31 protein-coding genes and 1 pseudogene are annotated in these 26274 nt (G+C 61.8%); 23 read left to right on the forward strand and 9 right to left on the reverse strand.

All coding sequences use genetic code 11. From position 1 onward, the window contains the following. Positions 1 to 151: 151 nt before the first annotated feature. Positions 152 to 2110, reverse strand: coding sequence for a bifunctional 2',3'-cyclic-nucleotide 2'-phosphodiesterase/3'-nucleotidase (locus tag TRM7557_RS17290; RefSeq protein ID WP_058291457.1), 1959 nt, complete (start codon positions 2108 to 2110; stop codon positions 152 to 154). A gap of 392 nt (positions 2111 to 2502) precedes the next feature. On the opposite strand from TRM7557_RS17290, the pseudogene TRM7557_RS17295 reads away from it, so the two are divergent. Continuing rightward, positions 2503 to 2988: pseudogene (locus tag TRM7557_RS17295) on the forward strand (aquaporin); the annotation flags it as partial. 85 nt (positions 2989 to 3073) lie between these two features. Here the strand turns inward: TRM7557_RS17295 and TRM7557_RS17300 are convergent. Then, entirely contained in the window at positions 3074 to 3553 is a 480-nt protein-coding gene (locus tag TRM7557_RS17300) for a lytic transglycosylase domain-containing protein (protein ID WP_058291458.1), read from the reverse strand. Between the two features lie 355 nt (positions 3554 to 3908). Between TRM7557_RS17300 and TRM7557_RS17305 the strand changes: the two genes are divergently transcribed. Continuing rightward, positions 3909 to 4760, forward strand: coding sequence for a flagellin N-terminal helical domain-containing protein (locus TRM7557_RS17305; RefSeq protein ID WP_058291459.1), 852 nt, complete (start codon positions 3909 to 3911; stop codon positions 4758 to 4760). A 105-nt stretch (positions 4761 to 4865) separates the two neighbouring features. Here the strand turns inward: TRM7557_RS17305 and TRM7557_RS17310 are convergent, their stop codons facing one another. The 6 genes from TRM7557_RS17310 to TRM7557_RS17335 all read right to left on the reverse strand — a co-directional run bounded on the left by TRM7557_RS17310 (position 4866) and on the right by TRM7557_RS17335 (position 8234). After that, positions 4866 to 5306, reverse strand: coding sequence for a hypothetical protein (locus TRM7557_RS17310; protein ID WP_058291460.1), 441 nt, complete (start codon positions 5304 to 5306; stop codon positions 4866 to 4868). A gap of 174 nt (positions 5307 to 5480) precedes the next feature. Next, positions 5481 to 6095, reverse strand: a complete 615-nt coding sequence (gene rplI / locus TRM7557_RS17315; protein ID WP_058291461.1) for a 50S ribosomal protein L9 — start codon at positions 6093 to 6095, stop codon at positions 5481 to 5483. Between the two features lie 13 nt (positions 6096 to 6108). Beyond that, on the reverse strand, positions 6109 to 6336 hold the full coding sequence (gene rpsR, locus TRM7557_RS17320; protein WP_058291462.1) for a 30S ribosomal protein S18: 228 nt from the start codon (positions 6334 to 6336) through the stop codon (positions 6109 to 6111). A 28-nt stretch (positions 6337 to 6364) separates the two neighbouring features. Continuing rightward, positions 6365 to 6718 (reverse strand): 30S ribosomal protein S6, encoded by a 354-nt coding sequence (gene rpsF, locus TRM7557_RS17325; protein WP_058291463.1) that lies wholly within the window; start codon positions 6716 to 6718, stop codon positions 6365 to 6367. A gap of 291 nt (positions 6719 to 7009) precedes the next feature. Beyond that, positions 7010 to 7378, reverse strand: a complete 369-nt coding sequence (locus TRM7557_RS17330) for a MerR family transcriptional regulator (RefSeq protein ID WP_082626645.1) — start codon at positions 7376 to 7378, stop codon at positions 7010 to 7012. Positions 7379 to 7469: 91 nt separating this feature from the next. After that, positions 7470 to 8234: an SDR family NAD(P)-dependent oxidoreductase gene (locus TRM7557_RS17335; RefSeq protein ID WP_058291464.1), complete on the reverse strand. Its 765-nt coding sequence runs from the start codon at positions 8232 to 8234 to the stop codon at positions 7470 to 7472. A gap of 343 nt (positions 8235 to 8577) precedes the next feature. Here TRM7557_RS17335 and TRM7557_RS17340 point away from each other — a divergent pair, with 343 nt between their 5' ends. From TRM7557_RS17340 to TRM7557_RS17350, 3 genes are all read left to right on the forward strand, one after another. Continuing rightward, entirely contained in the window at positions 8578 to 9129 is a 552-nt protein-coding gene (locus TRM7557_RS17340) for a hypothetical protein (RefSeq protein WP_058291465.1), read from the forward strand. Positions 9130 to 9390: 261 nt separating this feature from the next. Then, a complete protein-coding gene (locus TRM7557_RS17345; protein ID WP_058291466.1) occupies positions 9391 to 9966 on the forward strand; it encodes a YceI family protein in 576 nt (191 codons plus the stop codon). A gap of 95 nt (positions 9967 to 10061) precedes the next feature. Next, positions 10062 to 10916: an ABC transporter permease subunit gene (locus TRM7557_RS17350; protein ID WP_235811505.1), complete on the forward strand. Its 855-nt coding sequence runs from the start codon at positions 10062 to 10064 to the stop codon at positions 10914 to 10916. 17 nt (positions 10917 to 10933) lie between these two features. Here TRM7557_RS17350 and TRM7557_RS17355 read toward each other — a convergent pair whose 3' ends face one another. Continuing rightward, a complete protein-coding gene (locus TRM7557_RS17355) occupies positions 10934 to 12157 on the reverse strand; it encodes a cytochrome b/b6 domain-containing protein (RefSeq protein WP_058291467.1) in 1224 nt (407 codons plus the stop codon). 282 nt (positions 12158 to 12439) lie between these two features. On the opposite strand from TRM7557_RS17355, the gene fabD reads away from it, so the two are divergent. The 18 genes from fabD (at position 12440) to TRM7557_RS17450 (ending at position 26274) form a co-directional block, all read left to right on the forward strand. After that, positions 12440 to 13375 (forward strand): ACP S-malonyltransferase, encoded by a 936-nt coding sequence (fabD, locus tag TRM7557_RS17365; RefSeq protein ID WP_058291469.1) that lies wholly within the window; start codon positions 12440 to 12442, stop codon positions 13373 to 13375. 17 nt (positions 13376 to 13392) lie between these two features. Further along, positions 13393 to 14130: a 3-oxoacyl-[acyl-carrier-protein] reductase gene (fabG, locus tag TRM7557_RS17370; protein ID WP_058291470.1), complete on the forward strand. Its 738-nt coding sequence runs from the start codon at positions 13393 to 13395 to the stop codon at positions 14128 to 14130. 407 nt (positions 14131 to 14537) lie between these two features. Further along, on the forward strand, positions 14538 to 14771 hold the full coding sequence (locus TRM7557_RS17375) for an acyl carrier protein (RefSeq protein ID WP_058291471.1): 234 nt from the start codon (positions 14538 to 14540) through the stop codon (positions 14769 to 14771). A 159-nt stretch (positions 14772 to 14930) separates the two neighbouring features. Beyond that, entirely contained in the window at positions 14931 to 15674 is a 744-nt protein-coding gene (locus TRM7557_RS17380; protein ID WP_058291472.1) for a 1-(5-phosphoribosyl)-5-[(5-phosphoribosylamino)methylideneamino]imidazole-4-carboxamide isomerase, read from the forward strand. Positions 15675 to 16003: 329 nt separating this feature from the next. After that, positions 16004 to 17269 (forward strand): beta-ketoacyl-ACP synthase II, encoded by a 1266-nt coding sequence (gene fabF, locus TRM7557_RS17385; RefSeq protein ID WP_058291473.1) that lies wholly within the window; start codon positions 16004 to 16006, stop codon positions 17267 to 17269. 1 nt (position 17270) lies between these two features. Beyond that, entirely contained in the window at positions 17271 to 18425 is a 1155-nt protein-coding gene (gene mltG / locus TRM7557_RS17390; protein WP_058291474.1) for an endolytic transglycosylase MltG, read from the forward strand. A gap of 319 nt (positions 18426 to 18744) precedes the next feature. Then, positions 18745 to 19101 carry a hypothetical protein gene (locus TRM7557_RS17395; RefSeq protein ID WP_058291475.1) on the forward strand — a complete coding sequence of 119 codons (357 nt, stop codon included), beginning with the start codon at positions 18745 to 18747 and terminating at the stop codon, positions 19099 to 19101. Next, positions 19076 to 20371, forward strand: coding sequence for a DNA-packaging protein (locus tag TRM7557_RS17400; protein ID WP_235811506.1), 1296 nt, complete (start codon positions 19076 to 19078; stop codon positions 20369 to 20371). The genes TRM7557_RS17395 and TRM7557_RS17400 overlap by 26 nt, the downstream gene beginning before the upstream one ends. 167 nt (positions 20372 to 20538) lie before the next feature. Then, entirely contained in the window at positions 20539 to 21753 is a 1215-nt protein-coding gene (locus TRM7557_RS17405; RefSeq protein WP_058291476.1) for a phage portal protein, read from the forward strand. Beyond that, positions 21746 to 21979 (forward strand): GTA head formation protein, RCAP_rcc01685 family, encoded by a 234-nt coding sequence (locus TRM7557_RS17410; protein WP_058291477.1) that lies wholly within the window; start codon positions 21746 to 21748, stop codon positions 21977 to 21979. The genes TRM7557_RS17405 and TRM7557_RS17410 overlap by 8 nt, the downstream gene beginning before the upstream one ends. Before the next feature lie 20 nt (positions 21980 to 21999). After that, the gene (locus tag TRM7557_RS17415) at positions 22000 to 22554 is read left to right on the forward strand and encodes an HK97 family phage prohead protease (RefSeq protein ID WP_058291640.1); all 555 of its coding nucleotides are present in this window, start codon (positions 22000 to 22002) and stop codon (positions 22552 to 22554) included. Positions 22555 to 22578: 24 nt separating this feature from the next. Next, entirely contained in the window at positions 22579 to 23754 is a 1176-nt protein-coding gene (locus tag TRM7557_RS17420; protein WP_058291478.1) for a phage major capsid protein, read from the forward strand. Positions 23755 to 23909: 155 nt separating this feature from the next. Beyond that, entirely contained in the window at positions 23910 to 24524 is a 615-nt protein-coding gene (locus tag TRM7557_RS17425; protein WP_058291479.1) for a head-tail connector protein, read from the forward strand. Then, positions 24521 to 24871 (forward strand): head-tail adaptor protein, encoded by a 351-nt coding sequence (locus TRM7557_RS17430; RefSeq protein ID WP_058291480.1) that lies wholly within the window; start codon positions 24521 to 24523, stop codon positions 24869 to 24871. The genes TRM7557_RS17425 and TRM7557_RS17430 overlap by 4 nt, the downstream gene beginning before the upstream one ends. Further along, entirely contained in the window at positions 24868 to 25272 is a 405-nt protein-coding gene (locus TRM7557_RS17435) for a DUF3168 domain-containing protein (RefSeq protein WP_058291481.1), read from the forward strand. Before TRM7557_RS17430 ends, TRM7557_RS17435 begins: the two co-directional genes overlap by 4 nt. A 42-nt stretch (positions 25273 to 25314) precedes the next feature. Continuing rightward, positions 25315 to 25728, forward strand: a complete 414-nt coding sequence (locus TRM7557_RS17440; protein ID WP_058291641.1) for a phage major tail protein, TP901-1 family — start codon at positions 25315 to 25317, stop codon at positions 25726 to 25728. A gap of 4 nt (positions 25729 to 25732) precedes the next feature. Next, positions 25733 to 26071: a gene transfer agent family protein gene (locus TRM7557_RS17445; protein WP_058291482.1), complete on the forward strand. Its 339-nt coding sequence runs from the start codon at positions 25733 to 25735 to the stop codon at positions 26069 to 26071. Beyond that, positions 26068 to 26274, forward strand: coding sequence for a rcc01693 family protein (locus TRM7557_RS17450; protein WP_058291483.1), 207 nt, complete (start codon positions 26068 to 26070; stop codon positions 26272 to 26274). The genes TRM7557_RS17445 and TRM7557_RS17450 overlap by 4 nt, the downstream gene beginning before the upstream one ends.

Raw genomic sequence — 26274 nt, forward strand, 5'->3', positions numbered from 1 at the left:
AGCCCCGTCCCGAGGGAATGGGGCGCAGGCAGGATCTTCTTTTGGCTCAAAATACTCCGGAGCGCGAGGCAGAGCCTCGCAAAACATCTGCTTTCAAAACCAAAGGCCGCCCGAAAAGGGGCGGCCTCTCTTTTGTTTCATTCAAGCGGACTTAGAGATCGATCTTGAAGCGGGCAAAGCCGTCGGGGCCATCGCCTGCCGCTTCGATCTTCACGCCCGGCACTTCGGCTGCGTAATCCGCCGCCTTGGGGCCGGTGTCGAACAGCACCGAAGTGCCCGGCAGCGATGTGAACTTCCAGTTCGCGTCCGCCTTCGGGCTGATGGTGCCTTGCTCGACGATATAACGCACGATCACGTCGCGGTTTGTATCCGGCGCCTCAAGGATAATGGTGTCGCCCAGAGCGCCCGGGAACTTGCCGCCGCCGCTTGCGCGGTAGTTGTTGGTGGCAATCACGAACTCCTGCGCCAGATCCAGCGGCGCACCGTTGAACATCAGGTTCTTGATGCGGTTAGCGCCTGCGTTCTCCAGCTCGCCCTTCGGGCCGAACATCGACGGCTCGCTGAGGTCGATCTCATAGGTCACACCGTCGATCACATCAAAGTTGTAGGACGGGAAGGACGGGTTCAGCAGAACCTGATCTGCCTTTCCGGCTTCAACCTGATTGAACATGCCGGCCGAGCGCTCCAGCCAGTCTTTGACCTGCTGACCGGTCACACGCACGGCGCGCACGGTGTTCGGGTAGAGATACAGGTCCGCAACGTTCTTGATCGCGACATCGCCCACCGGCACATCGGTGTAGTACTCAGGACCACCACGGCCACCGGCCTTGAAGGGGGCGGCGGCAGACAGGATCGGCAGACCTTCGTGCTCGGTGCCTTTCAGCATCTGCTCGACGTACCAAAGCTGCGCGATCGACACGATCTGCACCGACGGGTCATCCGCCACCAGCGCGAAATAGCTGTGCAGCGGCGCATCGGTTTTGCCAACGGCGCGGCGCACATAGGCCAGTGTTGCATCGTGGTCGGCCTGAACGCTGTCCAGAACCGCCTGATCGCTTTCCACCAGCGCGGTGATCGACCGGTCCTCGTTGCGTTTGGAGATCGGGCGCGCCTCGGACGCATGCCCCACAACGCGCCAGCCAGAGCCGTCACGTTCCAGCATCAGGTCAATCAGACCCATGTGAGAGCCCCAGTAGCCGCCCATGGTGGCAGGCTTGCCGTGGATGGTGCCTTTGTCCGCGTCCACACCAGCGAAATCCGCGAATGCCGAGGACGGAAACACAAGGTGGTTGTGGCCGGTCATGATGGCGTCAATGCCTTCAACCGCTGCCAGCGGCACAGAGGCGTTTTCCATGCCTTCGACCTCATTCGCGGCGCCAATGCCCGAATGCGACAGGGCGATAATGATGTCTGCGCCTTTTTCTTTCATCTCGGGCACATAGGCACGCGCGGTGTCAACGATGTCACGCGCCTGCACATTGCCTTCCAGATGGCGGCGGTCCCAGTTCATCACCTGCGGCGGCACAAAGCCGATGAGGCCGATCTTGATCTGGTGGCTGTTGCCTGCGCCATCGGTCACGGTGCGGTCCATGATCACGTAAGGCGGCAGCAGGGTTTTGTCGTCGCGCGGGGTGGCGCCCATTTCTTTAGAAACGTTGGCGCAGACCACGGGGAAATTCGCACCCGCCAGCGACTTCATCAGAAAGTCGAGGCCATAGTTGAATTCGTGATTGCCCAGGGTCGAGGCATCAAAACCCACCGCATTCATCGCGGTGATCACCGGGTGCTCGTCGCCTTCCTTCATGCCGCGCTCATAAGCGATGTAATCGCCCATCGGGTTGCCCTGCAGGAAGTCGCCATTGTCCAACAGGATGGAGTTCGTGGCTTCGGCACGGATGTCGCGGACGATGGATGCGGTGCGGGCCAGACCCACGGTGTCGCGCTCTTTGTCGGCGTAATAATCATAAGGGAAGACATGGACGTGCAGGTCCGTGGTCTCCATCAGGCGCAGGTGCACCTGATTGGTGGCCGCCTGAACGGAAAATGGGTGCAGTGCGATAAAGCCTGCGGTGCTCGCCAGAAAAGAGCGGCGATCCAGTTTGAAAGACATGGGAGGTCTCCTGTCGTTTGTTTTTTCATGCGAATACACGCTTATTCGAAACAAGCTGATGACAGTTCGGGGTTTTGCCAAGCGAAATTTATCAGCCGGTCAAATTTGGCGTGAAATTGCATGAGAAAATCCGGGTTCATGTCATAAAATCAGCATTCTGCGCGTCCTTGCGTCTTGAAACGGTGCTGATCCTACGGGGGGAAGCCCCTCGATATTCCCCTTACTGCAAGGCCCAAGGGCCTGCACTCTTGACCATAGAGGGCCGATGCGCCCAAGGCCAGTTCTTTTGGAATGGCCGTCTGTGTCCTTGCACAGCGCATTGGTTCGTTCGTCATGGAGGGAATGTTCAAATGATGAAAAGACTTATGGCAGAGGGGTTTGGCACCTTTTGGCTGGTGGTGGCCGGGCGGTTCGAGGCCAAGGATCTGCTGCCGTACTGGCTGGCGCAGGTGGTGGGCGCGATCCTTGCGGGGCTGGTGCTCTATCTCATTGTGTCCGACACTCCGAACTTTGTGGGCGCAGGCGGCTTTGCCTCCAATGGTTATGGCGCGGCCTCGCCGCAGGGCTATGGTCTGCTGGCCGGGCTGGTGACGGAAATCGTCATGACCGCCGCCTTTCTGGTGATTATCTTGGGGGCGACTTCAAACCGGGTGCCTGCGGGCTTTGCCCCGATTGCGATTGGTCTGGGGCTGACGCTGATCCATCTGATTTCGATCCCCGTGACCAATACCTCGGTGAACCCGGCGCGGTCGACAGGTGTGGCGCTGTTTGCCGATGGCCCGGCGCTGGCGCAGCTGTGGCTGTTCTGGGTGGCGCCGCTGATCGGCGGCGCGCTTGGGGCGGTGATCTGGAAGCTGATCGACCCCAAAGACGCATAAAGACAATAGCGGGGCCGGTGAGGCCCCGCACTTGATTAAGGCGCCCAGGATTTCGGGCGCCCAGGGGCTTTGGGGCGCAGAGCGTTTAGGGCACCAGCCCGGTTTCTTTCAGCATCCCGCGTCGCTTGGCTTCGTGCCAGTACCCGCGCGAGTAATGTTTGACCGCCTGATCCTGCGACCCGTCCGAAATCAGCCAGGCCCCGCGCAGGTATTTCCCGGCAAATTCCAGATTGGTGCCGGCGTCCAAAAGATCCTCGGGTTTGCCGTCAAATCCCATCGACCGGGCGGTGGCGGGCAGGATCTGCAACAGCCCATAATAGGGCCGGTTCACCGCCCAGGGACGATGGGTGCTTTCCCGAATGGCCAGACGGTGCACCAGACTGCGGGGGATCTCGTAGTGATCGGCCCAGTAATTGATCTGGCGGCGCAGCTCGGGTGTCTCGTTGGGATAGAGGGGGGGATCAAAGGGGGCAGGGGCGTCGGCGGTGGCGGGGCTGTCAGCGCAGGCAGACAGGCCAAGGACCGCAAAAGCGGCGGTCAGCGCGGTAAAGTGGCGGCGGTGCATTGGGGCTCCGGTGTCCATAAACAGTCAAATCGATCCTATCGTGCTGCGGGTGCAGCGCAAGTCAGGGTGGCAAAGCTTTGCCCATGATCTGGGTCAAGGTGGAACGGTATGCCGAGCGTAAAATCGACAGGGTGCTGTGGGAAAGAAGAGGCAATTTTAGTCATCTATGTTCTTGTTAACCTGTCATTAAATTGGAGGGGCCATAGTGAGCGGGCATTCAGAATGTGATGCCGCTGAAACAGGGACAGCGGGGCAGTACGTCTCAGAGTAAATGAGAATTCGCAGGAGAATTCGGTCCAGAGCGCGCCACGACAGGCTGTGCGAGGCCGGGGATGCTCCTTTTGGGGGACGTACCATGTCAAGCATACTTACAAACTACGGCGCCATGGTCGCGCTGCAGACGCTAAATTCGGTGAACGACGACATGTTGGACACCCAGACCTCTATCTCGACCGGTAAAGAAGTCGCGACCGCCAAGGATGACGCGGCCAAATGGTCGATCTCCAAGGCGATGGAATCCGATATTGTCGGGTTTGAAGGTGTTGAGGAAAACATTGCCATGGCCGAAGCCACGGTATCTGTGGCCTCTGCCGGTGCTGAAATGATCGTCGATAAGATGGTTGAAATCAAAGAGCTGCTGATTTCCGCCTCGGCCGAAAACGTTGATCACGGCAAAATTCAGGATCAGATCACCAATAAGGCTGCGCAGATTGATGAGATCATCAATACCGCGTCCTTCAATGGGGTGAACCTGTTGCAGGATGATGTGAATGGCGCGGGCGACAGCAGCATTGATGTTCTGATTTCTATGGATCGCAGCGGGCCGGGTGGCACGCCGACGGCGACCACCCTGACGGTGAACAGCGCAGGCATTGAAGACGCAAGCGGGTATGAGACCTCTTTCGCCAATCTGGTGACGGATGCGGACACCGCGCGCACCAGCCTCAACAATTTTGAGGCCACTATGACCACCATGATTGATGCAACAACCGCTCTTGGCGCCACCGCTGCGCGCCTTGAGGACCAGTCGGATTTTGTCGGCACGCTGGTGGATGCGATGACGCAGGGTATTTCGGCCATGGTGGACACCAATATGGAAGAGGCCTCGGCCCGCCTAAATGCGCTGGAGACCCAGCAGGAACTGGCGGTGCAATCCCTGGGGATCGCCAATGATGCGCCGTCGTCGCTGATGCAGCTGTTCCGCTAGCAGGGCCGTTTAAGCCGCTGAAAACAAACAGGCCGGATGCAGATGCGTCCGGCCTGTTTGTTTGGTGTGACAGGATGCGTCGCCCCGCCTGGGGGGGGCGAAGGCTTAGCAGTCCAGTGCGACAATGTAATCGGACCCGGTGCCATTCTGACCCCGGCTGCGCCAGACGCGATCGGCACGCCCGCAGGGGGACAGCTGTGTTGCAGCGCTCAGCACGGCGGCGGTGCGGTCCGGTTCAGCGCCATAGCCCGCTGTGGACAGCCCGTCCTGAAACACCAGAAAACTGTGCCCCTCCAGCGTCACCTGCGCCATGCGCATCTGCCGGCCTGCAACCGAAACCGCGGTGCCACCAAGGTTGCGCGCCATGCCAAGCGCCTGACGCGACAGTGCCTTCTGGCGGTTGTCCGCAGACGGGGCGCTCTGCCCGCTGTCACAGGCCAGCGGATAACAGGCAGAGGCCGTACGGGCCTTTTGCACATGGCTGTCACATCCCGCAAGCACAGCAAGCGGAAGGGCGAAGGCAAAGGCGGGTAGCAACAAACGCATGAGGGACTCCAGTGTTCTGTAAGCTTCTTCTGTGCCGCAGGAAGCGGGCAGAATTTGGACAGGGGCAGGCCAAAGCTATGAAAACTGGACGGGATGGCCGCACAGAAAAAGGGCCGCCCAGACAGGCGGCCCTTTCTTGAAATCTCAGACGTGATCAAACGATCAGGCCATGGATTAAGATTGCGCTTCTTCTTCGCCAGCGTCAGCTGCCGGAGCGTCGTCTTCGTCGGAGGCTGCGCCACCGATATCGTCGAACAGCTCCTGGATTTCGAACTCAGCAGCGGCTTCTTCTTCAGCAGCCAGCTCTTGGATCGATTTGCCAGAGGCTTGCAGTTCAGCTTCTTCGGTGGAACGTGCAACGTTCATCTGGATCTGCGCCTGAACTTCCGGGTGCAGGTTCACAGCAACAGCATGCAGGCCCAGCTCTTTGATCGGAGCGATCAGAGCAACCTGTTTTTTGTCGACGGTGAAGCCAGCCTCAGTCGCCGCTTCAGCTGCGTCACGCGGGGTGACAGAGCCATAAAGCGCGCCAGCGTCGGAAGCGGAGCGAATCACGATGAACTGCTGACCGTCCAGCTTTTCAGCCAGAGCTTCCGCTTCTTTCTTGGTCTCCAGGTTGCGTGCTTCAAGCTGCGCTTTCTGGGCTTCGAAAGAGGCGATGTTCGCGTCAGAAGCGGTTTTTGCTTTGCCCTGCGGCAGCAGGAAGTTGCGGGCGTAGCCAGCTTTTACGTCAACTACGTCGCCCATTTGGCCCAGTTTGGCCACGCGCTCAAGAAGGATAACTTGCATCTGTCAGGTCTCCTTACTTCACAGCGTAGGGAAGCAGAGCGAGGAAGCGTGCGCGTTTGATCGCACGGGACAACTCGCGCTGTTTCTTCGCGGAAACTGCGGTGATACGGGAAGGCACGATCTTGCCACGCTCAGAGATGTAGCGCTGCAGGAGTTTGGTGTCTTTGTAGTCGATTTTCGGCGCATTGTCGCCCGAGAACGGGCATACTTTGCGGCGGCGGAAAAACGGTTTGGCTGCCATGATTTAGCGTCCTTTTCTCAAGCTTCGATCAGCGGCGCTCGCGACGGTTGTCGCGTTCGTCACGTTTCTGCATCTGGACCGAGGGGCCCTCGACGTGCTCTTCGACCTTGATGGTCAGAACGCGCATTACGTCGTCGTGCAGGCGCATCAGGCGTTCCATTTCCTGAACCGCAGCAGAAGGCGCGTCGGTTTTCAGGAAGGCGTAGTGGCCCTTGCGGTTTTTGTTGATCTTGTAGGCCATGGTCTTAACGCCCCAGTACTCCTGCTCAACCAGCTTACCGCCGTTGTCGGACAGAACAGCACCGAAGTGTTCAATGAGGCCTTCAGCTTGCGAGTTGGACAGGTCCTGACGCGCAATCATTACATGCTCATAAAGGGGCATGTGAACTCCACTTTGTGTCTAGGCGCATTTCATAGGCGGGACCAATAATCCTTCCACGGCCCTGCCACGAGAGTCTGCGCGGATCAAATCGTTTGCGGAAGGAGGCTTCCCTTTAAGCGAAATACCCAGATCTGGCAAGCACCTTGACGCATGGCGCGCATGTTACGGGCGCAAGGTTTGCGGCGTGGCTTGCGGCGTGGCGTGCGGCGTGGCGTGCGGCGTGGCGTGCGGGGTGGCTTGCGGTATGGAGTGCCGGGTTGGCGGCTGCCCCGCGGACAACACGGCAGGCGGTCACTCTGCGGCGGTCGCATCAAGCCCCTGTCGGAGGGTATAGAGGCGCTGTAACACGGCGGTGCGTTTGGCGTCGAGCTCGGCTTGCAGGCGGTCAATATGCGCCAGTTTCTCGGTTAGTTTTTCAATGCCGCCACTACAGGGGCCGCTGCCGTCATCAGACAGGCAGGCGCGCATGGCATGGATTTCGCGGGTGGAAAATCCGGTGGCAATAAAATCGCGGATACGGGCGGCGCGGCGCAGGTCAGAGGGGCTGTAGCTGCGATAGCCATTGGTGCCGCGGGCAACCTGCATCAGACCTTCGGCTTCATAATGGCGCAGCATCCTTTGGGTGATGCCAAGTCGGGCCGCGGCGTCTTTTGATTGCATGACGGGTCTCCTTTGCGAGATCGCATAAAGATGTGGTGGCGGCTTGTGCGGATCAAGGCGCGCCGGCAGCAGGCCGCCGGCGCGCGTGGCGCTATCCGCGCAGCGACCAGCCGCCGTCGATGGTCAGCACCTGACCGGTCAGCCATGCGTTCTCTGGGCTGCCAAGGCGCAGGATCCACGGCACAATGTCGGACGTCACTCCGCGCCGCCCAAGAGGGATTTCTGCGGCTTCCTGAGCTTCGACCTGGGCTGCCACCTCGGGTGGCAGGCCCATCATCCCGGTCAGCGCGCCGCTTTTCACCGGCCCCGGAGCAATGGCATTGACACGAATGCCGTCCTTGGCAAGTTCTCCAGCCCAGGCTTGGGTGAGATGTTCCAGCGCGGCTTTGGTCGCCCCGTAATGGGCCAGCATGGGCGCCGGGTTGCGGGACACGGCGGTTCCGATGTTCACAATCGCGCCCTTGCTGTCCCGGAGCGCAACATGTGCGGCTCTAACCAGCTGCGAGGGCGCGATGATGTTGACCGCAGTCATGGCAGCCATCACCTCCGGGTCATAGCCCTCGAGCGGCATTGGCTGACCTGCGCCTGAATTGTTGACAATCAGATCCACGCGCCCCCATTGGGCCAGCGCCTTCTGTACGATCTGCGTGCCGCTGTCCGGATCAGCGCTGTCAGCCTGCAGCGAGTCGATCTGATCGTTCTGTGCCGCCACAGAGGCCAAGCGGTCCGGCCTACGCCCGGTGATGAGAACCTTTGCGCCCCGCGCGACAAGGTCCAGCGCGGTGGCCTGCCCAATGCCTGAGCTGCCGCCCGTGACAATCGCGACTTTGTTCTGCCAAACGTCTGATGCTGTCATTCTGTCATATCCTATCTTTGGTGGTGATAGGTCACAGGCTTACAGCCTTGACGCTAATGTCAGGGTCAATGGGTTTTTGCATGCTGACTGCGGTGTCACGGTGGTTTTCATGGTCTGCAGGGGCGGCGCTGGATTGCGAACCTGTTGGCATCGCCGGATTTGAATTTTTGTCCGGGTCTTTCCGCCTTCCTGCCACATTCGCGCCTCAAATGAAGGCGATCACTTTCTTAACGGATGGTTAACGACTGTTGGTCCGCAGCACTTTGAGAAACGTTAAGGTGTTTGCGATATACAGAAAACCACCTCCGGTAGAAACGGACCTTTGAGGCGAGGGCAGAATGTCATGACTGCGATTGATCACAATACAGCAAACTACATCCGCGTTGCCCCAATGGAGGGTCCTTTGCAGGGCATGCAGACCGTCGCGTCCGGCGTGGCGCCCGCCGCTGATCCCATGTGTCTTCCGTCCTATTGGTCCCCGCGCGCGCTGATCCTGCGTCTGCTGGGGGGCTGTATGGTGCTGGCCTCTACGGGGCTGTGGCTGGTGGACGGGGCAGGGGATGACCCGGAACTTGCCCTGATCCGCATTGGCGCGTCTGTGATGCTGCTGTTCTTTGGTCTGGTGCTGATGCTGCTGAATGATCCCGCCGCCCAGCCCGAGGTGGAATTTGACACCGCAGCGGGGGAGCTGCGCATTCTTGAAAGCGCGCGCCGGTCCACAAAGCTGGTCTCGCGCCATTCCTTTGCAAGCCTTGCTGGCGTGCAGTTCACCAATGGTGCGCTGATGGTCTATGATCTGCAGGGCCATGTGGTTGTTGCTGTGCCGTTGGTCGATGCCAAAAGCCGCCGTCTGATCCAGACCCAGATCGCAGGTCACCTGGCGCATTTGGCCTAAGGGCTGCGCCCCCCCGCGGGCCGCTGAAAATCAAACGAAGCCTCAAAAGAAGTCTCTGAAACAACGCCTTAAAGATGCGGTTCGCCCCTTTGGGGCTGTGCGGCCTTCACATTCCCGCGAGACGGGCGTGTTTTTGTACGAATAAATTTGCACGTTGCAGTGTTTGTATATTCACAGACCCTGTTGGCAAATGCGGAATGGCTTTGCGCCCCCCGTTCGCCCACATTCTGGTCATCCAAACGTCTAACGGAGCAGAGTTCCATGAAAAATCTCCTTCTTGCTGCCGCCCTGATCGGCGCCACCGCGACCACCGCATCCGCCGCCGCCGAGAAATATGTGCTGGATGCCAGCCACTCGCAGGTGATCTTCAGCTACAACCACCTTGGGTTCTCCACCACCTACGGCATGTTCTCGGGCTTTGAAGGCGAGATCATGTTTGACCAGGAAAACCCGGCCGCGTCTTCCGTGTCCGTCTCTATGCCCGTGATGAGCATGTTCACCGGCTGGGAAAAGCGCGAAGGCCACTTCATGTCCGAAGATTTCTTCGGCGCGACTGAGGCCGACATGGTGACCTTCACCTCCACCGGTATCGAAGTGACCGGCGAAAACACCGCCAAGATCACTGGCGATCTGACCCTGAACGATGTGACCAAATCCGTGGTTCTGGATGCGGTTCTGAACAAGGTCGACACCCATCCGATGGCGAAAAAGCCCTGGGCCGGGTTTGATGCCACCACCACCGTGGTGCGCAGCGACTTCAACCTCGGCAAGTTTGCGCCGTTTGTCTCTGATGAGGTCGAAGTGAACATCTCGATCGAGGCGATGAAAGCCGAATAAGCAGGCAATCTGCTACGCAGCCTGCGCTGCACTGACGTTGCAAGCCGCCACTGGTCCGCCAGTGGCGGTTTTGCGTTTGCGGCTTTGGGTTTTCCTTGACAGACCTGCCGCTCCGGCGCGAGGTGCAGGGAGAGTTATTTCGGATCAATGCCTTGCCCTATCTTCCACGTCTTCGTCTGATGGCCGACCACCTGATCCTGTGTTGCGGCGTCGCCTTTATGTGCGGCCCTGTGGCGTATCTGCTGTGGCAGTTGGTGGCAGGGCTGTCGATAGCGCAGATCGGGCAGACCTTTTTGGATCTGTGGCGCGACGGGCTGGGCAGCGTTGGGATCAGCGGTGCGGCCATGATGGCCAATTCGCTGGTGCTGGCCTTTGGGGTGGCGGTGGTCAAGCTGTGCCACGCGCTGCCTGCCGCCTATGCGCTGGTCTGGTTTCGCCTGCCAGCGCCGGGGCTGATCTATGGGGCGATCCTGATTGCCATGTTTTTCCCGGTGGAAACCCGCGTGCTGCCGACCTTTCTGGTCACCGCGAAACTCGGGCTTTTGAACAGCTACACGGGCATGATCCTGCCGGTTGCCGCCAGCGGTCTCGGCGTGCTGGTCTTTACCCAGTTTATGAAACAGCTGCCGCCCGCGCTGATCGAAGCCGCGCGTCTGGACGGGGCAGGGCCGTTGCGTATCTTGTGGGACATTGTCATCCCGATGAGCGCGCCAATGGCGGCCTCGCTGTTCACCGTGCTGTTTGTGCTTGGCTGGAACCAGTATCTGTGGCCCCTGATGGTGGCGACCACCAGTGTGGAACATGACACGCTGGTGCGCGGGATCTCTTATGCTGGGGCGGGCAGCCGGGCGGGGCTGGCGCTGGCGCTCTTGGCCATGCTGCCGCCGGTTCTGGTGCTGATCTGTGCGCAGCGCTGGATGCTGCGCGGATTGACGGTCGGGATCCACTGATCCCGACCGACGGGTCTCTACTCGGCCTTGCGCGCCTCAAGCTGCACCTGAATGGCCACCGCATAGGCCAGCGAGCTTTCGTCCTTTGTGCCAAGGCCCACGTGATATTCCATTCGGTTGACCTCCGCCGCGCCAGACATGCGCGCCAGATCCCCTTCCTGCTCCAGCGTGAACGGCAGGGTCAGCGGCAGGGTCTGGTCGCGAATGGTCAGCGTGCCGCGCGCCTCGTAGCCGTCGTCCAACTTGAAGATCTCGGCTTTGAACAGCGCCGTGGGCCAGGTTTCCGCGTCAAAGTAATCGGCTCCCATGGCCTGATCCGTGACCGAACCCAGCTCGAGCGAGGGGATCGAGATGGTCACTTCTACATTTCCCGCAGGGCCGGGGGCGGCGGGTTCCTCAAAATTGATGGCGGCAGACCAGTCGGTAAATTGCCCGCTCACATCCGCGCCCATCTGCACCACGGTGATGCCTAGCGTGCCGGTTTCAACCGCCCAGCCAGACCCTTCTGCCGTTTGGGCCACAGGGGCTTGGGAATGTGGTCCATGATCCACAACATAAAGCGCGCTCGCCCCGATCAGGGTCATCACCCAGACCGCAAAGGCGGTGACAAAGGGGATGGCCGAATGGCGCTGTGCGGGCGGTTGCGGCAGATTGCGGCTGCCCGGCAACATCCGCACCAGCGTGCTGTCATGGTCAATCACATGGTGCTTCACCGCGCCGCCCACATGGGCCAGAATGGTCAGGCCCAACAGGATCATCGCGTAGAAATGCACATAGCTGAACAGATGCGAGAGGTATTCTGATTTCGGCACCAGCGGCAGGTTTTGACCAAAAGGCCACCAGATCGGCGCAAAACCTTCGGAGGCCGCGTGGTGGATCCAGCCCGACAGCGGCACAATCAGCATCGCGCCATACAGCACCCAATGCGCGGTCTCTGCCGCCCAGGTTTCGAGCTTGCGGTCCGGGTGCAGCAGCCCCGGCTTGTCCTGGCGCAGCGCCCACAGGATGCGCAGAAGCGCGGTAAAGAAGGCGGCGACGCCAATGGTTTTATGCAGCGAGAACAGCAAAACCGCGCGGTCCAGCACCGCCTGCGATCCGTCAAACGCGGCGCTTTGAATGTACTGCGCTGTCTCTTGGGCAAAATATCCAACCGGGAAGGCCGTCAGGATCAACAACGCGGTGAGCCAGTGAAAGCTCTTGGTGATCGATCCGTAAGTCGTCTGTGTGTTCTGGAGGGGCATGGTGTCATGTCCTTGGGTGAAGTGGCTTTTCTCTTTGCTATCTTGTCTTAACACCCGAATACGCAATCTAATTCACATAAATCGACGTTCACATTCATTGTGCGTTTCTGCACTTTGAAGGGCCGGGCGGACGCAACGTCATCCAAGTGCTTGAACGCGCGGGCCACCCCGTCTAAAGACGCCGCAAACCGTACAGACCATAGGCCTTGCGCCATAAGGCTGGTAAACAGCCCCCTAAATTGGGTAAGTACGTCCAAACGACTTGAAAAGACGAGGACATCCATGTCGATCGCATTTGTGTTTCCGGGCCAGGGCGCCCAGACCATTGGAATGGGCAAGGCCCTTGCAGACAGTTACCCGGCGGCCAAAGCTGTCTTTGACGAGGTAGATGCGGCGCTGGGGGAAAAACTGTCGGACCTGATCTGGGAAGGCGATATTGAAACCCTGACCCTGACCCAGAACGCCCAGCCTGCGTTGATGGCGACGTCGATGGCGGCGATGGCGGCCTTGGCGGCCGAGGGCATCACCGTCGACAAAGCGGCGTTTGTGGCCGGTCACAGCCTTGGTGAATATTCCGCACTGGCCGCATCCGGCGCGCTGACGATTGGCGACACCGCGCGCCTGCTGCGCACCCGCGGCGAAGCCATGCAATCCGCTGTGCCGGTCGGCGTTGGCGCAATGGCGGCGCTGCTGGGGCTGGATTTTGCCACCGTCAAAGAGGTCGCGGCTGAGGCTGCTGCGGACGGCGAGGTGGTTCAGGCCGCAAATGACAATGACCCGACGCAAGTGGTGGTCTCTGGCCACAAGGCGGCCGTGGAACGCGCCGCTGAGATCGCCAAAGCCAAAGGCGCCAAGCGCGCGGTGATGCTGCCGGTGTCCGCGCCCTTCCACTGCGCCCTGATGCAGCCCGCCGCCGATGTGATGGCCGAAGCCCTCGCGGCGGTCGAAATCAAAGCGCCCGCCGTTCCGCTGATCGCCAATGTGCGCGCCGACGCCGTGACCGACCCGGCGCTGATCCGCGAGCTGCTGGTCGAACAAGTCACCGGCTCCGTGCGCTGGCGCGAAAGCGTCGCAGCCATGGCCGCCAAAGGCGTGACCGAGTTCTGGGAAATCGGCGCGGGCAAAGCACTTTCCGGCATGATCCGCAAAATTGACCGCTCGCTGGCCTCGCGCCAGGTGGGCACCGACGCGGACGTCAAAGCCGCGCTTGACGCATAAACAATAGGACCCTCATCATGTTTGATCTGACAGGTAAGAACGCGCTGATCACTGGCGCATCCGGTGGCATCGGTGGCGACATTGCGCGCGCGCTCCACGCAGCGGGCGCGACTGTTGCGCTTTCCGGCACCCGGCCTGACCCGCTGCACGCCCTCGCGGCAGAGCTTGGCGAACGGGCGCATGTTGTGACGTGCAACCTCTCTGACGCCGAAGCGGTCGAGGCCCTGCCGAAACAGGCGGCCGAGGTCATGGGCTCTGTTGATATTCTCATCAACAATGCGGGCATCACCAAAGACAACCTGTTCATGCGCATGAAAGACGAGGAATGGCAGAGCGTTCTGGACGTCAACCTGACCTCCACCATGCGCCTGTGCCGCGGCGTGCTGCGCGGCATGATGAAAGCCCGCTGGGGCCGCATTGTGAACATCTCTTCTGTTGTGGGCACCACCGGCAACCCCGGTCAGGGCAACTATGCCGCCTCCAAGGCAGGCATGATCGGCATGTCCAAATCGCTGGCCTATGAGGTCGCAAACCGTGGCATCACCGTCAACGCCGTGGCGCCGGGCTTTATTGCCACCGCCATGACTGAAAAACTGAACGACAAACAGAAAGAGGGCATCCTGACCCAGATCCCCGCAGGTCGCATGGGGGATTCGAAAGAAATCGCCGCTGCGGTGCTCTATCTGGCGTCCGATGAGGCGGCTTATGTCACCGGCACAACCCTGCATGTCAACGGCGGCATGGCTATGATCTGATAGGGCTCTGCCAAGTGGGGCAGCCCTTTCAAAAACCGCAGAAAGCCGCGCATAAAGCGCGGCTTTTTTCTTTTTTCGCTTGAACTATTGACCTTAGGGCAGTTTAAGCCGCGCCAAGACGGGGACCTTGGTGTTTGCCTGGGCTTTGCATCAGGACGGATAGAAATCGTTCAAATGCGACGCATCGGGCTTCTGCTTTAACCGAATGGAAAACATTTGCGTAAGCTTGCGACTGTGCTATAGGCCCCCCATCTTTGCTGTTGTGCGAACGGAAATTCGTTTGCGCACACATTTACCCCGTATCGCGCGGGGACCAACCGCTGCTACATACTGTGGTGGCAAAACCATCCTACCCCGCGCGGGCAAGGGCAGAAACGGGCAGTGGCCCTGAAAAACGAGGAAGAGATATGAGCGACGTCGCAGAGCGCGTGAAGAAGATCGTTGTTGAGCACCTGGGTGTTGAAGAAGAGAAAGTGACCGAGAGCGCGTCCTTCATCGACGATCTGGGCGCAGACAGCCTCGACACCGTCGAGCTGGTCATGGCTTTCGAAGAAGAGTTCGGCATCGAGATCCCGGACGACGCAGCCGAAACCATCCAGACCTTCGGCGACGCAGTGAAATTCATCACCGAAGCCTCCTAAGCTTTCGGCGGTGATCCGCTCGAAGCGGCGCTTTCCATCCGGAAAGCGCCGCTTTTTGTTTGATGACGCAGAATAGTCGTCAAAACCCTCCGGCTTTCCTTGACCCCGCATTGTCTCGCCGTGCTAGCCTGCTTCTACAACCAGAAGGAGGAACGCCCGATGATGATCTATCCGACAATGGAACTCCTGGATGGAAACTGCGTGACGCTCGACAAGGGCAACCTTGATGCGCCGCAGATCTGGCATGTAGACCCGATCGAGACCGCCCGGTCCTGGGCCGAAGCAGGCGCAGAATGGATGCACCTCACCGATTTCAACGCGGTGCAGGGCGACAGCAGAAACGCAGACCTTGTCGAAGACATTATTCGTCAGGTCGGCATTCCCGTCCAACTTGGCGGCGGCATGCGGTCACGCGAACAAATCGAACATTGGATCGGCCTCGGGGCAGGGCGCATCGTGGTGGGAACGCTCGCGGCCTATGATCCCGCACTGGTGTCCGAACTGGCCAAACTGCATCCCGACCAAATCGTCCTCTCTGTAGACGTCTGGCAGGGGCAGGTGATGACCGAAGGCTGGCGCAAAGCTGGCGCGATGGAGCCGGACCGCTTTATCAAGGCCTTTGATGACGTCCCATTGGCGGGGGTGATTGTCACCGATATTGACAGCGATATGGTCGATGTCGAAGCCCAGCTGGGGCTGATTTCGGGCCTGGCCGCAGATTGCCGCTGGCCGGTGACCGCTTCGGGTGTGGTGCGCAAGGGCGATGATATTTCGCGCCTCAAATATATCCCCAACATCGAAGGCGCGCTGGTCGGACGGGCGCTGTTCCGCAAGACAACCTCTTTGGAAGACGCGCTGGAACTGGCCAAAGCCGAAGCAGAACCGGTGGCTGAATTCCTCTGACCCGTGCCGTGACGCCTCCCGCTGCCAGGGGCGGGCCGTCCGGCTTTCATCTTTTTACAAATATCCTCGCCGAAGGCAGGCAGTGTCCCACAGGACGCTGCCTTTTTTACATCGCAGTTTTTCGCGGGTGCGTGCCATCGCGCCCCCCAGATCAGCACAGGGTAAGAAAATTCCCATGTGTCAAACCCCACGCAACGGCAAGCCCTTGCCGAAAGATGCCCCTTCAAAGGGCAGGGAAAACCCGCATCCAGTTAACCCGCACTTGAACCTGATGGTCTTTCCAAGCTATTTGGACAGATGATTTGCCAAAGGCTAAGGAGAGCAGAAAAATGCGTCGAGTAGTTGTTACCGGTCTGGGCCTCGTGACCCCGCTGGCCACCGGGGTCGAGGACAGCTGGTCCCGCCTTCTGGACGGTGAGTCCGGTGCAGGCCCGATCACGCGCTTTGATGCCGAAGCAAGCGGCGTGGCCACGACCTACGCCTGCGAAGTCAAACGCGGCGACGGCAGTGATGGCACCTTCAACCCTGATGACTGGATGGCCAAGAAAGACCAGAAAAAGGTCGATGATTTCATCCTCTACGGCGTTGCTGCGGCTGACCAGGCGGTCAAGGACTCTGGCTGGATGCCCGAAGATGACGAAGGCCGCGAACGCACCGGGGTGATGCTCGGCTCCGGCATCGGTGGTCTCAGCTCCATCGCCGACACTGCCGTGATGATCAAAGAAAAAGGCGTGCGTCGCGTATCGCCGTTCTTTATTCCCGGCGCGCTGATCAACCTGATCTCTGGTCAGGTGTCGATCCGCTATGGCTTCAAAGGTCCGAACCACGCGGTTGTGACTGCGTGCTCCACCGGCGCCCACGCCATTGGCGACGCGGCCCGTCTGATCAAATCCGGCGACGCTGATGTGATGATCGCAGGCGGCGCGGAATCCGCGATCTGCGAGATTGGCATTGCGGGCTTCAACGCCTGTAAGGCGCTGTCGACCAAACGCGCGGATGATCCGAAATCCGCCAGCCGCCCCTATGACGCCGACCGCGATGGCTTTGTCATGGGCGAAGGCGCAGGCGTTGTGGTGCTCGAAGACTATGAGCACGCAAAAGCACGCGGTGCAAAGATCTATGCCGAGGTGCTGGGCTATGGTCTGTCGGGCGACGCCTATCACATCACCGCCCCCTCCGAGGACGGCGAAGGCGGCGAACGCTCCATGAAAGCGGCGCTGAAAAACGCAGGTCTGGAGCCGTCGGCGATTGACTACATCAACGCACATGGCACCTCCACCATGGCCGATACCATTGAACTGGGCGCGGTTGAACGCCTGCTGGGCGACCACGCGGGCAATGTGACCATGTCCTCGACCAAATCCGCCACCGGCCACCTCTTGGGCGCTGCGGGCGCGATCGAGGCGATCTTCTCGATCCTCGCGATCCGCGACCAAGTTGTGCCGCCGACCATCAACCTCGACAACCCGGCTGTGGAAACCGCCGTGGATCTGGCGCCGAACGCGAAACGCGAACGCAAAGTCGAGGTCGCCCTGTCGAACTCCTTCGGCTTTGGCGGCACCAACGCCTCTGTGATCTTCGGCAAGGTCGACTGAGATGTGGCGTGCTTTGGCCTCGAACATGCTGACCTTTCTGGTGGTCGGGGCCTTTCTCTTTGCGGGGCTGCTCCTTTGGGGGCAGTCTCAGTACACCGGCAACGGGCCGCTGGCGCAGGCGATCTGCCTGCGGGTCGAGCGTGGCTCTAACATGAGCCGCGTCAGCCGCGATCTGGAAACCGAAGGCGCGATCTCCAATGGCGCCATTTTCCGCGCGGGCGTCAAATACAGTGAAAAAGCAGGCGACCTGAAAGCCGGCAGCTATCTGGTGGAACCGGGCAGCTCCATGGCGGGCATTGTCGATCAGATCACCCGTGGTGGGGCATCGACCTGCGGCACGGAAATCGTCTACCGCGTTGGTGTGACCCGCACCCGCGCGCAGGTGCGCGAACTGGACCCGGCCTCTAATACCTTTGTGGAGGCTGCGAATTTCGTCGTCGGCGAGGGCGAGGTGCCCGCCGCCTATACCGAAAAGCGCGGTGAAACTGACACCCGGTATCGCATTGCGGTGGCCGAAGGCGTGACCAGCTGGCAAGTGGTCGAAGCGCTTAAATCCATGGATGTGCTGGACGGCGACACCGGCGACCTCCCGGCCGAGGGCAGCCTTGCGCCGGACAGCTACGAGGTGCGCCCCGGCGACACCCGCCTGTCAGTCCTGACCGACATGCAGGCCCGTCAGGCAGAGCGGATCGCGGATGCGTGGGACGTGCGCAGCCCGGATGCAGCCGTGCAAAGCCCCGAGGAAATGCTGATCCTTGCCTCGATTATTGAGAAGGAAACCGCCCTCGCGGAGGAACGCGGCTTGGTGGCCTCGGTCTTTACCAACCGTCTGAACCGCGGCATGCGCCTGCAGACGGACCCCACCGTGATCTACGGTGTGACCGAAGGCAAAGGCGTGTTGGGTCGTGGCCTGCGGCAAAGCGAACTGCGCCGGGCAACCCCTTGGAACACCTATGTGATCGAAGGGCTGCCGCCGACCCCGATTGCCAATCCGGGCCTCGACAGTCTGATTGCTGCGGTGAACCCCGAAGACAGCAAGTTTGTGTTCTTCGTGGCAGATGGCACCGGCGGGCATGCGTTCGCGGAAACGCTGGCAGAGCATAACCGCAACGTGGCCAAGTGGCGCCAGATCGAAGCGGACCGTAACAACAACTAAACACATCTGAGGGGGGCGCTGCCCCCCTCGGTCTTTTTCAAAGCCCTTCACCCCCCGGAGTATTTGGGGCCAAAAGAAACATGGGGTCTCCCGCTTTTCTTTTGGCGCGAAATACTCCGGAGCACGAGGCAGAGCCTCGTTGAAAACATAGGCGTTGCCATAGCGCCGCGCGCTGCATTCTGTGAAGTTTAACGTCCGTGCGGCTATTCTCCATCTCGCAGCTGGAAAACGTGGAGGTGGGATGCGGAGCGCTCGGACGGGCCGCACCGATCCTCCTCCCGTTTCTCTTTCGGATTGTTTGAAAGAGGAGCTGCCAGACATGGCTTCCCCCAAAACACCCTCTGACATGCCTGCGACCTATGAAGGGCGCTTGGACCGGCTGCGATCGCTTTACGGCACGATCCAGCGCGCCCGGCGGTCGACAGAGGCCTATATCGACGAGCTTGAAGCCGAAGAGGAGGCCAATCCTGACACCACCCATCTGCGCGCCCGAATAAGCAAACTTGACGGCGTGCTGCGTGATTTTCAGAAATTGGAGAAGCTTCTTGACCCGGAAAACGCCGACGAACCGACCCGTGCCAAAGGCATCTTTGACCTCACCTCAGCGCGTGCCGAAATTGAACGCCGCCTGGCTGGCCTCGCAGAGCTGCTTGAGCCGGGAGATCCTGCTGAATGATCTGCCCGAACACGATCTGGCGGCCTGGCCGTGGATCTTTGACCATTGGGCGCTGCCGCATCAGGCGGCCCCTCCGGGGGACTGGCGCACATGGGTGATCCTCGGCGGGCGCGGGGCAGGCAAGACCCGTGCAGGCGCGGAATGGGTGCGTGCGCAGGTCGAAGGTGCGACGCCGCGCGCCGTGGGTCGGGCGCGGCGTGTGGCCTTGTTGGGCGAAACCTATGATCAGGTGCGCGATGTGATGATCCGGGGTGACAGCGGCATTCTGGCCTGCACCCCGCCGGATCGCCGTCCAGACTGGCGCGCGGGCGAACGGCGTCTGGTCTGGCCCAATGGCGCAGAAGCGCAGGCGTTTTCTGCCTCCGATCCCGAGGCCCTGCGCGGGCCGCAGTTCGACGCCGCCTGGGCGGATGAGCTGGCCAAATGGCGTCAGGGCCAAGAGGCTTGGGACATGCTGCAGTTTGCCCTGCGGCTGGGGCAGGAGCCGCGCGTCTGTGTCACCACCACGCCGCGCAATGTGGATGTGCTGCGCCGTCTGCTCGACAGTCCTTCGACCGTCATGACCCACGCCCCGACCGAGGCCAATCGCGCCAATCTTGCGCCATCTTATCTGGCCGAGGTCCGTGCCCGCTATGAAGGTACGCGGCTGGAACGCCAAGAACTGGATGGGGAGCTGTTGGGCGATGCCGACGGCGCGCTCTGGACCCTTGCGCAGCTTGAGGGGCTGAAAGGCGCGCCCTTCGACTTTGACCGGATCGTTGTCGGGGTCGACCCTTCGGTGTCTGCTACGGGGGATGCCTGCGGGATCGTGGTTGTGGGCGCACAGACGCGCGGGGTCATCACCAGTTGGCGCGCCCATGTGATTGCCGATTGCACGCTGCAAAAGGCCACGCCGCTGACTTGGGCCAAGGCGGTGGTTGCCGCCCGCGACCGCTTCCAGGCCCATCTGGTTGTGGCCGAGGTCAATCAGGGTGGCGGGCTGGTGCAGGACCTGTTGCGCCAGATCGACCCGACAATTCCATATCAGGGGGTGCATGCAGGCGCAGGCAAGGCGGCACGCGCCGAACCGGTGGCGGCGCTTTATGAACAGGGGCGTGTCACCCATGCGCAGGGGCTTGGTCGGCTGGAGGCGCAGATGGTGCAGATGACCGCGCAGCGGTACTGCGGCACCGGCAGCCCCGACCGGGTGGATGCGCTGGTTTGGGCGCTGTGGGCGCTGATACTGGAGCCAATGCAGCGCAACCGATGCCCCCGCGCACGGCAACTCTGACCCGCAAATGCCCGGCCCAAGTGCCGGGCATTTTTGTTTTTAAACAGAAGCTTGGAGCTGGTGTTGCATCCCCGCCGCGCGCTCTGGTCGGGGGCATTTAAATCTCCGGCGCGATACTGCTTCCCAACGACGAAACATGAACCCTCAGCTTTCAGAAGGTGACGCCCATGGTCCTGAATGTCCTGCGCCGCAAACCCGTGCCCCAGCCACAGGGTGCGGAGGTCAAGGTCTCTGCCGCTGCTCAAATTGCGAGCCGCGTTCTGCCCACCGGGGGTGCGCAGGCCGTGTGGGGTGCGCGCGATGGGGCGACGCTGACCCGGTCTGGCTTTCTGGGCAACCCCGTCGGCCATCGCACCGTCAAACTGATCGCAGAGGCCGCCGCGAGCCTGCCGCTGGTGTTGCAGGACGACGCACGCCGCTATGACAGCCATCCGCTGCTGCGGCTTCTGGCGCGTCCCAATGGCGCGCAGGGCCGGGCCGAGCTGCTGGAGGCGATCTATGCGCATCTGCTGCTGTCCGGCAACGCCTATATCGAGGCAGTCGCGGGGGACGCGGGCCTGCCGGTTGAACTGCATGTGCTGCGCCCGGACCGGATGCGGGTGGTGCCCGGTGCGGATGGCTGGCCCGTGGGCTATGACTATACTGTCGGGGCCAAATCGCACCGTTTCCCCAATGATCCCATGCGCCCGGCGGTCTGCCATCTGCGGGCCTTTCACCCGCTGGACGACCACTATGGCGCAGCGCCGCTGCAGGCGGCTGCCACTGCGGTCGAGGTGCATAATGCCGCCGCGCGCTGGTCGAAATCCCTGCTGGACAATGCGGCGCGGCCGTCCGGTGCCTTGGTCTGGCGCGGCAATGACAATCAGGGGCTGCTGGCGGACGATCAGTTCCGCCGCCTGAGCGAAGAGATCGAGGCCAATTTTCAAGGCGCGCGCAATGCCGGCCGTCCCATGGTTCTGGAAGGGGGCCTGGACTGGAAACCCATGGGCTTCAGCCCCTCGGATATGGAGTTTCACCGCACCAAGGAAAGCGCCGCGCGCGAGATCGCGCAGGCGTTTGGCGTGCCGCCCATGTTGCTCGGCATTCCGGGGGACGCGACCTATGCGAATTATCAGGAAGCCAACCGCGCCTTTTACCGCCTGACGGTGCTGCCCCTGGTGGCGCGGGTAACGGCGGCCCTTGCGGATTGGCTGACGCTCTATTCCGGCGAGGTGCTGGAGCTGAAACCCGATCTTGATCAGGTGCAGGCGCTGGCCAGTGAACGCGATGCGCAATGGCGCCGTGTGGCCGAGGCAGAGTTTCTGACCGTCGCCGAAAAACGCCGCCTTCTGGGCCTGCCTGCCTTGTCCGAGGACAGCACAGAGGGGGGCGCGGATGTCTGAGCTGCCGCCTTTTGCCCCGCCACCGTTTGACTGCGCGCCGGGGCTGCGACTGGCCGCCCATGAACGTGTGGCCGAGGCCCGCCGCGAGGCCATGCTGCGCCGTCTGGCGCGTCTGGAGGCCGCGCAGGAGCTGCTCGAACGGCGTCTCTGGCTGACCGTTTACGGCGTGGCAGCTGTGGTTCTGAGCCAAGCTGTGCAGGGCTTTCTTTCCACGCAAACACAATGAAACCAATGGGATGCAATCATATGTTAATCAAAGGTGAACCCGTGTTTGAACAGAAGTTCGCACGCTTCGGCAATGATCTTGCGCTGGAAGATGACGCCCGGATCGAAGGCTATGCCAGCCTGTTCAATGTGGCCGATGAAGGCGGCGATATTGTCCAGCCCGGCGCCTACAGCGCCTCTCTGGCGCGCCATGCGGCGCGGGGAACAGCGGTAAAAATGCTGTGGCAGCACCAGCCCGACCAGCCGATTGGCGTCTGGGACCGGGTCCTTGAGGACGAGCGCGGCCTGAAGGTCACTGGCCGGCTTCTGACCGAAACCAGACAGGGCGCAGAGGCCGCCGCACTGGTCAAGGCCGGCGCAATCGAGGGGCTGTCGATCGGCTACCGCACGGTCAAAGCCAGCCGTGACAGCCAGGGCCGCCGTTTGCTGACCGAGGTCAGCCTCTTCGAGGTCTCGCTGGTGACATTTCCCATGCTGCCCACCGCCCGCGTGGCCGCCAAGGCGGAGGCAACGGCCGACCCCGCAGCCCCGCTGCGCGCGCTGGTGGCAGAACTGCGCGCCGCCTGCCGCAGCTAACCCGACCCCTCCAGGAGACCCCAAATGACCGACCAACCAAACACCGAGGTTCCCCGCGAAGATCTGGCCCATGAGGTGAAACAAGCTGTTTCCGAATTCGTAAGCCACTTCAAAGGGTTCAAGGACGACGTCACCCTGAAACTGCAACAGAACGAAGAGCGTATGACCATGCTGGACCGTAAGACACACATCACCGCCCGCCCGCATCTTGCGGCATCTGAAACTGAAACCGCGCCGCATCAGAAGGCCTTTGATGCCTATCTGCGCTCTGGCGATGAAACCGCGCTGCGCGGCCTGGATCTGGAAGCCAAGGCGCTGAGCACGGCTGTGAACACGGATGGCGGCTTTCTGGTCGATCCGGTCACCTCGGACACGGTGAAATCGGTGCTGACCTCCACCGCGTCTCTGCGCGCTGTGGCCTCTGTGGTGTCGGTCGAGGCGACGTCCTATGACGTGCTGATCGACCACGGCGAATTGGGCGCAGGCTGGGCCACTGAGACCGGCAGCCTGACCGAAACCGCAACCCCGCAGATCGACCGGATTACCATCGCGCTGCACGAATTGTCGGCGCTGCCCAAGGCCTCGCAACGTCTGCTGGATGACAGTGCTTTTGATCTGGAAAGCTGGCTGGCAGGCCGGATTGCGGAAAAATTCGCCCGCTCCGAGGCGGCGGCCTTTATCAATGGCGACGGCATCGACAAGCCCATGGGCATGATGACCCATCCGGCGGTGGACAATGACAGCTGGACCTGGGGCAACCTTGGCTATGTGGCGACCGGCGTGGACGGCGGGATTTCCGGCGGTGATGCGATTGTTGATCTGGTCTATGCGCTGGGGGCGGAATACCGCGCCAATGCAACCTTTGTGATGAATTCCAAAACCGCAGGCGTGGTGCGCAAGCTCAAGGACGCCGATGGCCGCTTCCTGTGGTCCGATGGTCTGGCCGCGGGCGAACCTGCGCGCCTGATGGGCTATCCGGTGCTGGTGGCCGAAGACATGCCCGACGTGGCCTCGGACAGCTGTTCCATTGCCTTTGGCGATTTTGCCGCCGGCTACACCATTGCAGAACGCCCGGACCTGCGCGTGCTGCGCGATCCGTTCTCTGCGAAACCGCATGTGCTGTTTTATGCCTCCAAACGGGTCGGCGGAGATGTCAGCGACTTTGCGGCGATCAAACTGCTGAAATTCGCCACCAGCTAAGCGCTGTGTGACGGATGACGTGCCCGGCAGCCCGGGCGCGTCGGCGGGCACGCGCCAAACCAGCCTGTCGTCCAGCTGCTCCCTCCGTCCGAGCGGCAGGCCAGGCGCGTGCTCCCACCTGAGGGGGGAGAGGTTTTTCAAAGCGGAGAGTTGGCATGACCCTGACCGAGACGACCCAATTGCCCGATGCCGCCCTGCCGCTGGCGCCGTTTCGCGCGCATCTGCGCATGGGCACTGGCTTTGGCGATGACACCCTGCAGGACGAGGTTCTTCTGGCCTTTCTGCGCGCCAGTCTGGCCGCCATTGAGGCCCGCACCGGCAAAGTTCTGCTGGCCCGCGCGTTTCAGTGGCAGACCGAAAGCTGGGGGACCACCGCCCAGGCGGACGGCGCTTCCGCGCCGCTGCCGGTGGCGCCGGTCTCTGCTGTGTCGGAGCTGGCGATTGTGCCACTGACCGGCGCCGAGACCGTGGTGGATGTGGCGGCCTATCGGTTGGTGGCCGATGCGCAGGCACCGAAACTGGCCGCTGTGGGGGCGGCGTTGCCGGTGATCCCAACCGGCGGCGCGGCGCGGGTCACATTGACCGCTGGCATGGCTCCGGACTGGGAGGGGCTGCCTGCGGATCTGCGGCAGGCGGTGCTGATGTTGGCCGCGCATTACTATGAATACCGCGAGGATCGCGGGCTGGACGCGGGCTGCATGCCCTTTGGCGTATCCGCACTGCTGAGCCGCTATCGCCGCCTGCGGCTGAGCTTTGGGGGCGCGGCATGAGACGGTCCCGAGTGACACCGCGGTTGACCCGGCGTCTGCGGCTGGAAGAGGTGAACCGCGTGGCGGATGGCGCCGGAGGCTTTACCGAGGTCTGGGTGGAGAAAGGCCGGCTCTGGGCCGAGGTGCGCAGCCTGACGGGGCGCGAAACCACGCAAGGCGGCGTGCCGCTGTCGGTGCAGCGCTATCGGATCACCCTGCGCGCGGCCCCGGACGGCAGCCCCGAGCGGCCCCGCGCCGATCAGCGGTTTCGCGACGGCAGCCGGATCTTCCGCATCACCGCCGTGGGCGATGCCGACCCCGAGGGGCGGTTTCTGACGGCCCAGGCCACAGAGGAGACCGCCACATGACCTATGCATTGGCGTCCAGTTTTCAGACTGCAGTCTATCAATGTCTTCTCGGGGATGCGGAGGTTCAGGCGGCGGTCGGCACGGCGATCTATGACGCGCTGCCCACGGGCACGCTGCCGGACCTTTATGTGACGCTCGGCGCCGAAGAGGCGCTGGATCGGTCGGACAGCAGCGGGGCGGGCGCGCTGCATATGTTCACCGTGACGCTTCGGGCGGAAAGCGCGGGCTTTGCCCGTGCAAAGACAGCGGCGGCAGCCATTTGCGATGCGCTTCTGGCGGCGGATCTGACGCTGGAGCGGGGCCGGGTCGTGGGCCTGTGGTTTGACCGGGCCCGCGCCGAACGGATGAGCGATGGCACCCGGCGGATTGCCCTGCGGTTCACCGCGCGGCTCGAGGCGTAAGCAACAGCGTAAACCTAATCTTTCAAACGAATGGAGGCCAAGATGGCAGCCCAGAACGGCAAGGATCTGTTGATCAAAGTGGATATGACCGGTGGCGGCAGTTTCACCACCATTGCGGGGCTGCGCGCAACGCGGATCGCGTTCAACGCCGAAAGCGTCGATGTCACCAGCCTTGATAGCCAGGGGGGCTGGCGTGAACTGTTGGGCGGTGCGGGCATGCGGTCGGCCAATATCTCGGGCTCGGGCGTGTTTCGCGACGCCGACACCGATGAGCGCGCGCGTCAGTTGTTCTTTGATGGGCTGACGCCCGCCTTTCAGGTGGTGATCCCCGATTTTGGCACCGTGGAGGGGCCGTTTCAGGTCACCGCACTTGAGTATTCCGGCAGCTACAATGGCGAGGCGACCTATGAGCTGTCGCTGGCCAGCGCCGGTGCGCTGACCTTTACGGCGGCGTGATCCGATGGCGAACCCACATCGCGGCGAGGTGGCGCTGGTTCTGGATGGGGAAACCCATGTGCTGCGCCTGACATTGGGCGCGCTGGCCGAGCTGGAGGCCACGTTGGCCGAGGACAGCCTTGTGGCGCTGGTGGAACGGTTTGAAACCGGCGCGTTCTCCGCCCGCGATCTCTTGGCGCTGCTGGCCGCAGCGCTGAAAGGGGGCGGGTCCAGCGTCACGCCTGCGGCCCTGGCGGCGGCAGAAATCGCCGGCGGCGCGCAAGAGGCCGCCCGTGTGGCCGCGCGGCTGTTGGCGCTGAGTTTTGCAGGCGTCCCGGATCCCGCGCCTGTTTCACCGTCATGACCGGGTTCAACTGGCCCGTGCTGATGCGGGCGGGGATCGCCGGGCTGCGGCTGAGGCCGGATCAGTTCTGGGCGCTGACGCCTCATGAACTGCGGCTGATGCTGGGCCTGACTGAGACAGCCCAACAGGCAATGGATCGCAGCCGGCTGACCCAGCTGATGCGGGATTTCCCGGATGTGAGCGACCTCAAGGAAGGAAGTTAA

It is taken from the genome of Tritonibacter multivorans (assembly GCF_001458415.1).
GTDB lineage: Bacteria > Pseudomonadota > Alphaproteobacteria > Rhodobacterales > Rhodobacteraceae > Epibacterium > Epibacterium multivorans.

Bases quoted from the DNA above. Each gene is read 5' to 3' on its own strand.
- TRM7557_RS17290 (WP_058291457.1), bottom strand. From the start codon at position 2,110: ATGTCTTTCAAACTGGATCGCCGCTCTTTTCTGGCGAGCACCGCAGGC.
- TRM7557_RS17300 (WP_058291458.1), bottom strand. From the start codon at position 3,553: ATGCACCGCCGCCACTTTACCGCGCTGACCGCCGCTTTTGCGGTCCTT.
- TRM7557_RS17305 (WP_058291459.1), top strand. From the start codon at position 3,909: ATGTCAAGCATACTTACAAACTACGGCGCCATGGTCGCGCTGCAGACG.
- TRM7557_RS17310 (WP_058291460.1), bottom strand. From the start codon at position 5,306: ATGCGTTTGTTGCTACCCGCCTTTGCCTTCGCCCTTCCGCTTGCTGTG.
- rplI (WP_058291461.1), bottom strand. From the start codon at position 6,095: ATGCAAGTTATCCTTCTTGAGCGCGTGGCCAAACTGGGCCAAATGGGC.
- rpsR (WP_058291462.1), bottom strand. From the start codon at position 6,336: ATGGCAGCCAAACCGTTTTTCCGCCGCCGCAAAGTATGCCCGTTCTCG.
- rpsF (WP_058291463.1), bottom strand. From the start codon at position 6,718: ATGCCCCTTTATGAGCATGTAATGATTGCGCGTCAGGACCTGTCCAAC.
- TRM7557_RS17330 (WP_082626645.1), bottom strand. From the start codon at position 7,378: ATGCAATCAAAAGACGCCGCGGCCCGACTTGGCATCACCCAAAGGATG.
- TRM7557_RS17335 (WP_058291464.1), bottom strand. From the start codon at position 8,234: ATGACAGCATCAGACGTTTGGCAGAACAAAGTCGCGATTGTCACGGGC.
- TRM7557_RS17340 (WP_058291465.1), top strand. From the start codon at position 8,578: ATGACTGCGATTGATCACAATACAGCAAACTACATCCGCGTTGCCCCA.
- TRM7557_RS17345 (WP_058291466.1), top strand. From the start codon at position 9,391: ATGAAAAATCTCCTTCTTGCTGCCGCCCTGATCGGCGCCACCGCGACC.
- TRM7557_RS17355 (WP_058291467.1), bottom strand. From the start codon at position 12,157: ATGCCCCTCCAGAACACACAGACGACTTACGGATCGATCACCAAGAGC.
- fabD (WP_058291469.1), top strand. From the start codon at position 12,440: ATGTCGATCGCATTTGTGTTTCCGGGCCAGGGCGCCCAGACCATTGGA.
- fabG (WP_058291470.1), top strand. From the start codon at position 13,393: ATGTTTGATCTGACAGGTAAGAACGCGCTGATCACTGGCGCATCCGGT.
- TRM7557_RS17375 (WP_058291471.1), top strand. From the start codon at position 14,538: ATGAGCGACGTCGCAGAGCGCGTGAAGAAGATCGTTGTTGAGCACCTG.
- TRM7557_RS17380 (WP_058291472.1), top strand. From the start codon at position 14,931: ATGATGATCTATCCGACAATGGAACTCCTGGATGGAAACTGCGTGACG.
- fabF (WP_058291473.1), top strand. From the start codon at position 16,004: ATGCGTCGAGTAGTTGTTACCGGTCTGGGCCTCGTGACCCCGCTGGCC.
- mltG (WP_058291474.1), top strand. From the start codon at position 17,271: ATGTGGCGTGCTTTGGCCTCGAACATGCTGACCTTTCTGGTGGTCGGG.
- TRM7557_RS17395 (WP_058291475.1), top strand. From the start codon at position 18,745: ATGGCTTCCCCCAAAACACCCTCTGACATGCCTGCGACCTATGAAGGG.
- TRM7557_RS17405 (WP_058291476.1), top strand. From the start codon at position 20,539: ATGGTCCTGAATGTCCTGCGCCGCAAACCCGTGCCCCAGCCACAGGGT.
- TRM7557_RS17410 (WP_058291477.1), top strand. From the start codon at position 21,746: ATGTCTGAGCTGCCGCCTTTTGCCCCGCCACCGTTTGACTGCGCGCCG.
- TRM7557_RS17415 (WP_058291640.1), top strand. From the start codon at position 22,000: ATGTTAATCAAAGGTGAACCCGTGTTTGAACAGAAGTTCGCACGCTTC.
- TRM7557_RS17420 (WP_058291478.1), top strand. From the start codon at position 22,579: ATGACCGACCAACCAAACACCGAGGTTCCCCGCGAAGATCTGGCCCAT.
- TRM7557_RS17425 (WP_058291479.1), top strand. From the start codon at position 23,910: ATGACCCTGACCGAGACGACCCAATTGCCCGATGCCGCCCTGCCGCTG.
- TRM7557_RS17430 (WP_058291480.1), top strand. From the start codon at position 24,521: ATGAGACGGTCCCGAGTGACACCGCGGTTGACCCGGCGTCTGCGGCTG.
- TRM7557_RS17435 (WP_058291481.1), top strand. From the start codon at position 24,868: ATGACCTATGCATTGGCGTCCAGTTTTCAGACTGCAGTCTATCAATGT.
- TRM7557_RS17440 (WP_058291641.1), top strand. From the start codon at position 25,315: ATGGCAGCCCAGAACGGCAAGGATCTGTTGATCAAAGTGGATATGACC.
- TRM7557_RS17445 (WP_058291482.1), top strand. From the start codon at position 25,733: ATGGCGAACCCACATCGCGGCGAGGTGGCGCTGGTTCTGGATGGGGAA.
- TRM7557_RS17450 (WP_058291483.1), top strand. From the start codon at position 26,068: ATGACCGGGTTCAACTGGCCCGTGCTGATGCGGGCGGGGATCGCCGGG.